Annotated in this window: 7 protein-coding genes; 4 read left to right on the forward strand and 3 right to left on the reverse strand. The window is 72.5% G+C overall.

Features of this window, described 5'->3' with window-relative positions; translation table 11 throughout:
* Entirely contained in the window at positions 1-915 is a 915-nt protein-coding gene (gene pdxS / locus AB0G01_RS26650; protein ID WP_360950403.1) for a pyridoxal 5'-phosphate synthase lyase subunit PdxS, read from the forward strand.
* A 116-nt stretch (positions 916-1031) separates the two neighbouring features.
* Here pdxS and AB0G01_RS26655 read toward each other — a convergent pair whose 3' ends face one another.
* From AB0G01_RS26655 to AB0G01_RS26665, 3 genes are read right to left on the reverse strand one after another with little or no spacing between them, the layout of a single operon-like run.
* Positions 1032-1409, reverse strand: coding sequence for a DUF6292 family protein (locus AB0G01_RS26655; protein ID WP_360950406.1), 378 nt, complete (start codon positions 1407-1409; stop codon positions 1032-1034).
* Between the two features lie 19 nt (positions 1410-1428).
* Complete coding sequence (locus AB0G01_RS26660) at positions 1429-3276, reverse strand: acyl-CoA dehydrogenase (protein WP_360950409.1); 1848 nt, start codon at positions 3274-3276, stop codon at positions 1429-1431.
* 35 nt (positions 3277-3311) lie between these two features.
* Complete coding sequence (locus AB0G01_RS26665) at positions 3312-3773, reverse strand: Lrp/AsnC family transcriptional regulator (RefSeq protein WP_360950412.1); 462 nt, start codon at positions 3771-3773, stop codon at positions 3312-3314.
* A 77-nt stretch (positions 3774-3850) separates the two neighbouring features.
* Here AB0G01_RS26665 and AB0G01_RS26670 point away from each other — a divergent pair, with 77 nt between their 5' ends.
* The 3 genes from AB0G01_RS26670 to AB0G01_RS26680 all read left to right on the forward strand — a co-directional run bounded on the left by AB0G01_RS26670 (position 3851) and on the right by AB0G01_RS26680 (position 6543).
* Positions 3851-5068, forward strand: a complete 1218-nt coding sequence (locus AB0G01_RS26670; protein ID WP_360950415.1) for an aminotransferase class I/II-fold pyridoxal phosphate-dependent enzyme — start codon at positions 3851-3853, stop codon at positions 5066-5068.
* A gap of 98 nt (positions 5069-5166) precedes the next feature.
* Positions 5167-5772, forward strand: coding sequence for a pyridoxal 5'-phosphate synthase glutaminase subunit PdxT (gene pdxT, locus AB0G01_RS26675; protein ID WP_360950418.1), 606 nt, complete (start codon positions 5167-5169; stop codon positions 5770-5772).
* 18 nt (positions 5773-5790) lie between these two features.
* A complete protein-coding gene (locus AB0G01_RS26680; RefSeq protein WP_360950421.1) occupies positions 5791-6543 on the forward strand; it encodes a YebC/PmpR family DNA-binding transcriptional regulator in 753 nt (250 codons plus the stop codon).
* The last annotated feature ends 83 nt before the right edge of the window (positions 6544-6626 follow it).

The following is a 6626-nucleotide window of genomic DNA, read 5'->3' on the forward strand; positions in this document are numbered from 1 at the left end:
TTGGCCGTGACCACTTCATCCGACTCCGGTACCCACGTCACCGGCACCGCCCGCGTCAAGCGCGGCATGGCGGAGATGCTCAAGGGCGGCGTGATCATGGACGTGGTCAACGCCGAGCAGGCCAAGATCGCCGAGGACGCCGGCGCGGTGGCCGTCATGGCGCTGGAGCGCGTGCCCGCCGACATCCGCGCGCAGGGCGGCGTGTCCCGGATGAGCGACCCGGACATGATCGACGGCATCATCTCGGCGGTGTCCATCCCGGTCATGGCGAAGGCCCGCATCGGCCACTTCGTCGAGGCCCAGGTCCTCCAGGCGCTCGGCGTGGACTACGTCGACGAGTCCGAGGTGCTGACCCCGGCGGACTACGCCAACCACATCGACAAGTGGCAGTTCACCGTGCCGTTCGTGTGCGGTGCGACGAACCTCGGCGAGGCCCTGCGCCGGATCACCGAGGGTGCCGCGATGATCCGCTCCAAGGGCGAGGCGGGCACCGGCGACGTGTCCAACGCGACCACCCACATGCGCAAGATCCGCGCCGAGCTCCTGCGCCTCCAGAACCTCCCGTCGGACGAGCTCTTCGTGGCGGCCAAGGAGCTCCAGGCCCCGTACGAGCTGGTCCGCGAGGTCGCGGAGGCCGGCAAGCTGCCGGTCGTGCTGTTCACCGCGGGCGGCATCGCGACCCCGGCCGACGCGGCGATGATGATGCAGCTCGGTGCCGAGGGCGTGTTCGTCGGCTCGGGCATCTTCAAGTCCGGCAACCCGGCGCAGCGCGCCGAGGCGATCGTGAAGGCGACGACGTTCCACGACGACCCGGACGTGCTGGCCAAGGTCTCGCGCGGCCTGGGCGAGGCGATGGTCGGCATCAACGTGGACGAGATCCCGCAGCCGCACCGGCTGGCCGAGCGCGGCTGGTAGGCACCCGGACCACGAGCGGCCCGCGGGATTCCCGCGGGCCGCTCGGCGTCGGCGGGGCGGCCGGCGGACGCCTCACCGCCGTCGCGGTCGGCCACCCGCCCCCGCCCCCGCACCCGCTAATCCCGGTCCCGCACGTACGGGCGCAGGCTCGCGGTCAGCGCCCTCCGGCCGTCGTCCGACGCCGGCCGGTCGTCGCCGCGCCTGCCCGCCAGCACGTCGGCCACGAACCGGGCCACCGCGCGCGGAGGTGGGACCAGCGACACACCCAGCCGCGCCAGCACCACGGGCGGTTCGGAGGGGTCCGTCTCCACCGCGATCGACCATCCGTGCAACTCGCTCCACAACAGCATCAGGTCACGACCGGCACCCTCGGCCAGCCCCAGGTACGCGGTCGCGGTGTCGCTGACCTCGTACTCGGTGCCTTCGGGTGGCACGCCGACCTGTTCCGCGACGGCGTACACATATCCGGCCAGCCCTACGGTCAGCTCGTCCATACGGACCATTCTGTCCTGATCACCCGGTGATCGGTGCCGCCAGCCAGCCCTCGGGCACCCCGAAGGCGTCCACCAGACGCCGCGCGTTCGGTCGCACAGCGGCGCACAGGTCGTTCACCGCCTGCGTCACGGCCTTGGACCGCGCGGCGGTGAGCCGGCCGTGCTCCAGGAACCAGGCCCGGTCCGCCTCGATGGTGCTCAGCGCGTACAGGTCGCACAACCGGTCCACCAACCTGGCGTCCGCCGGGTCCTCGCAGCGGTCGACGGCCGCCACGAACGCCTCCAGCACCACCCGGTCGACGTGCACGCGCGCCGCGTGCAGCAGGTGGTCCTGTGCGGCGTTGAACACGTCGAACGCGTTCGCGGCGGTGGCCCGCCGCAACCGCCGCGCCAACCCCTCCAGCACGTGCCGCTCGCGGTCCTCGAACTGCCGCACCTGCCAACCCCGGTCCAGCAACGCGTCGGAGCTGCCGCTGACCAGCCGGTCGATGATCGCCCGCGCCGCCGTCCGCTCGATCACCACGCCCACGAACTGGTCGGCCACGAACCGCGCCATGCCCAGCGGGTCCAGGTCGCCCACGTGGTCGCGGTAGCTGGTCAGCAGCCCCTTCGCGACGAGCTGGAGCAGGACGGTGTTGTCGCCCTCGAACGTGGTGAACACGTCGGTGTCGGCCTTCAACCCGGCCAGCAGGTTCTCGCTCAGGTACCCGGCTCCGCCGCACGCCTCCCGGCACGCCTGGATGGTCGTCGTGGCGTGCCAGGTCGCGACCGCCTTCAGGCCCGCCGCCCGCGACTCCAGCTCCCGCCGCGCCCGGTCGTCGGACACGTCGTGCAGCGCCGAGACCAGCTCCTCCTGCGCGAAGTGCAGCGCGTACGAGGTGGCCAGCGCGGGCAGCAGCCGCCGCTGGTGGGCCAGGTAGTCCAGCACCACGACCTCCTCGCCGGAGTCGGGCCGGGTGAACTGCCGCCGGGTCAGGCCGTACCGGATCGCGATGGCCAGCGCCTTCTTCGTCGCGCTGCCCGCGCCGCCCGCCACGCTGATCCGCCCACGTACCAGCGTGCCGAGCATGGTGAAGAACCGCCGTCCGGTGCCCTCGACCGGGCTGGAGTACCCGCCGTCGGGCGACACCGACCCGTACCGGTCCAGCAGCGCCGAGCGCGGCACCCGGACCTGGTCGAACCACAACCGCCCGTTGTCCACGCCGTTCAACCCGGCCTTCGGCCCGCAGTCCTCGATCCGCACACCCGGCACCGGCGCGCCCGACGCGTCCCGGATCGGCACCAGCAGCGCGTGCACGCCGTGCCCGGACCCGTCCGTCACGAGCTGGGCGAACACCACCGCCACCCGTCCGTCCCGCGCGGCGTTGCCGATGTAGTCCTTGCGCGCCGACGCGTCCGGCGTGTGCACGACGAACTCCTGCGCCGCCGCGTCGTAGGTGGCCGTCGTGCGCAGGTTCTGCACGTCCGACCCGTGCCCGGACTCGGTCATCGCGAAGCAGCCGGGCAGCTCCATGCTCATGATCGCCGGGATCAGCTCGTGGTGCTCGCGCGTGCCCAACGCCTGCACCGCGCCGCCGAACAGCCCCCACTGCACGCCGGCCTTCACCATCAGCGACAGGTCGCCGAACCCGAGCACCTCGAACGCGACCACCGAACCGCCGACGTCGTCGCGCCCGCCGTACTCCGCCGGGAACCCGATCAGCGGGTGCCCGCCGGCGGCCAGCGCCCGCATCTGCTCCAGCACCCAGGCCCGGTACTCCTCGCGCTCCAGCTCGCCCGCCGGCTCCAGCTTCCCGAGCAGGTCCAGGGACGCGCGGCGCAGTTCCGCCCAGCGGCCGTCCAGCAGATCACGGAGTGCGTCGACCATGGCCATTGCTAACACACCGCGCACCCCGTCGCCGGTCAAGGCACCGCGACGGGGGGCACGGTGTGCTTGCGGACGTGCTGGAACAGCAGGTTCGTGTGCAGCTCGCGCACCTCGCGCCGCGTGGTGAACCGGTCGAGCACCAGCCGTTGCAGGTGCGCGGTGTCGGCGACCGCCACGTGCACCAGGAAGTCCTCCGGTCCGGCCACGTGCGACACCGCGAGCACCTCCGGCAGCGAGAGCACGTACGCCATGAACGGCTCCACGACGGCCCGCGTGTGCGGCCGGACCCGGACCGCGATCACCGCCTGCACCGGCCGGCCGACGGCCGCCAGGTCCACCTCCGCGTGGTAGCCGGTGATCACACCCCGGTCCCGCAGGGCCCGGTGCCGGACCACGCAGGTGGACGCCGCGACGTGCACCCGGTCGGCCGGCTCCTTGTTGGGCAGCCGCGCGTCCTTCTGCAACTCCCGCACGATCGCGGCGTCGGTCGAATCCATCGCGGCGAGCACCCCGTTCCCTCGAACAACCTGCGGAATCATCGCCGTTCGGCCGACGAGAAGTCCACGATTCCGCCATGACACGCTTGCGGACGACGGCAGTGCACGGTGGGCGCGACGACCTCGCCGCCCTGGGCGTGCACGCGCTCCCGATCGACCTGTCGACCACCTACCCCGTGCCCGACCAGGTCGAGGGCGGGGAGGCCCTGCAAGCCCTCGCCGAGGGTGCCGCGCGCGCCACGTCCCCGGTGTACTCCCGCCTGCACAACCCGACCGTCGCCCGGTTCGAGAACGCCCTGGCCACCCTCGAACTCACCGAAGCGGCGGTCGCGTTCGGCAGCGGCACGGCCGCGGTGACGGCCGTGGTCCAGGCCGCGTGCGTCCTGACCGGCAAACCGCACGTGGTGGCCGTGCGGCCCCTCTACGGCGGCACCGACCACCTGCTGTCCTCCGGCCTCCTGGGCGTGCGCACCACCTACGCCGGTGCCGACCGCGTCGCCGAGGCCATCACCCCGGACACCGGACTTGTCGTCCTGGAAACCCCGGCGAACCCCACCCTCGACCTGGTGGACATCGCCTGCGTCACCGCCCAGGCCGGCCACGTGCCGGTCGTGGTGGACAACACCTTCGCCACACCCGTCCTCCAGAACCCCGCACCCCTGGGCGCGGCCTACGTCCTGCACTCCGGCACCAAGTACCTCGGCGGACACGGAGACGTGCTCGGCGGTGTCGTGGCCTGCGCCGAAGCGGAAGCCAAAGCACTGCGCCGGATCAGGATCGTCACCGGAGCCGTCCTGCACCCCCTCGGCGGCTACCTGCTGCACCGGGGTCTCGCCACCCTCCCGCTGCGCGTGGAGGCCGCCCAGCGGACCGCGACCGAACTCGCGAACCGCCTGGCCCGGCACCCCGCCGTCACCGGCGTGCGCTACCCCGGCCGCACTCCGAGCCACCTCCTGGGCACCCAGTCGCGCGGCCCCGGTGCGATGCTCGCCTTCACCACCGGGGACGACCCGGCGGCCGTCGTCCGCCGGCTCCGGCTGATCACCCCGGCGGTCAGCCTCGGCTCGGTGGACACCCTCGTCGAGCACCCCGCCGCGCTGACCCACCGCCTGGTGCCCACCGCCGACCGCCACGCCGGCGGCGTCCCGGACACCCTGCTGCGCCTCAGCGCCGGCCTGGAGGACGTGGAGGACCTCTGGGGAGACCTGGACCAGGCCCTCACCGGCGGGCACCCGACCGCACCGCGCGCCACCGATCCGCCCTCACCCGGGCACCGCGCCGACGCCGACGGCTGAACCCGCACCGCCCGACCGGCCCGGACGGGGTGCCACGGCCACCCCGTCCGGGCCGGTCACCTAGGCTGGAGGGAGTTCAACGAGGAGGAAAACCAGCCGTGTCCGTCGTCGGTGTCCTCGCCCTCCAGGGCGACGTCCGTGAACATCTGGTCGCCCTCGCCGAGGCCGACGTGCTGGCCCGCCCGATCCGCCGCCCCGAGGAGCTGGCCGAGGTCGACGGGGTCGTGCTGCCCGGCGGCGAGTCCACCACGATCAGCCGCCTGCTCGCGACGTTCGAGCTGCTGGAGCCGCTGCGCGCGCGGATCGGGGAGGGGATGCCCACCTACGGCTCGTGTGCCGGCATGATCCTGCTCGCCGATCAGGTCCTCGACGGCCGGGCCGACCAGCACCAGTTGGGCGGGCTGGACATCGTCGTGCGGCGCAACGCGTTCGGTCGGCAGGTGGACTCCTTCGAGGCGGACCTCGACTTCACCGACGTGGGCGAGGTGCACGCGGTGTTCATCCGCGCCCCGTGGGTGGAGGAGGTGGGGGACGACGTGGAAGTACTCGCCCGGGTCCCCGAATCCGCCGAGGCCGGGGCCGCCGCCGGTAGGATCGTCGCGGTTCGGCAGGGGCACGTGCTCGCCACCTCGTTCCACCCGGAGCTGACCGGCGACGGACGCGTGCACCGCCATTTCGTGGACATGGTCCGTGCCGCGGGCTGAGTATCAGACGGAGGAGAAATGAGCGGCCACTCAAAGTGGGCGACCACCAAGCACAAGAAGGCCGCAATCGACGCCAAGCGCGGCAAGCTCTTCGCGCGGCTCATCAAGAACATCGAGGTCGCGGCCCGCACGGGCGGCAGTGACCCGGACGGCAACCCCACGCTGTACGACGCCGTCCAGAAAGCCCGCAAGAACTCGGTGCCGCTGGACAACATCGAACGCGCCCGCAAGCGCGGCGGCGGCGAGGAAGCCGGCGGAGCCGACTGGCAGACCATCATGTACGAGGGCTACGGCCCGAACGGCGTGGCGGTCCTGGTGGAGTGCCTCACCGACAACCGCAACCGCGCGGCCTCCGAGGTCCGCACCGCGATGAGCCGCAACGGCGGCAGCATGGCCGACCCGGGCTCGGTGTCGTACATGTTCGCCCGCAAGGGCGTCGTGATCGTGCCCAAGGGCGACCTGTCCGAGGACGACGTCCTCATGGCGGTCCTGGACGCGGGAGCCGAAGAGGTCAACGACCTGGGCGAGAGCTACGAGGTGGTCAGCGAGGCGGGCGACCTGGTGGGTGTCCGCAAGGCGCTCCAGGAAGCGGGCTACGACTACGAGAGCGCGGAAGCGAACTTCCTCCCGTCGGTCACGGTGCAGTTGGACGCCGAGGGCGCGCGGAAGATCTTCAAGCTGATCGACGCCCTGGAAGACTGCGACGACGTGCAGAACGTGTTCGCGAACTTCGACATCTCGGACCAGGTGATGGCCGAGGTGGACGCCTGAGCGCGTTCCCCGCGCACACCTCACCCACCGCGTGGGGGGGGGCCCCCCCCCCCCCGGGGGCGCCCCGGGGGGGGGGGGGTACC

It is taken from the genome of Actinosynnema sp. NPDC023587 (assembly GCF_040640215.1).
Taxonomy (GTDB): Bacteria; Actinomycetota; Actinomycetes; order Mycobacteriales; family Pseudonocardiaceae; genus Actinosynnema.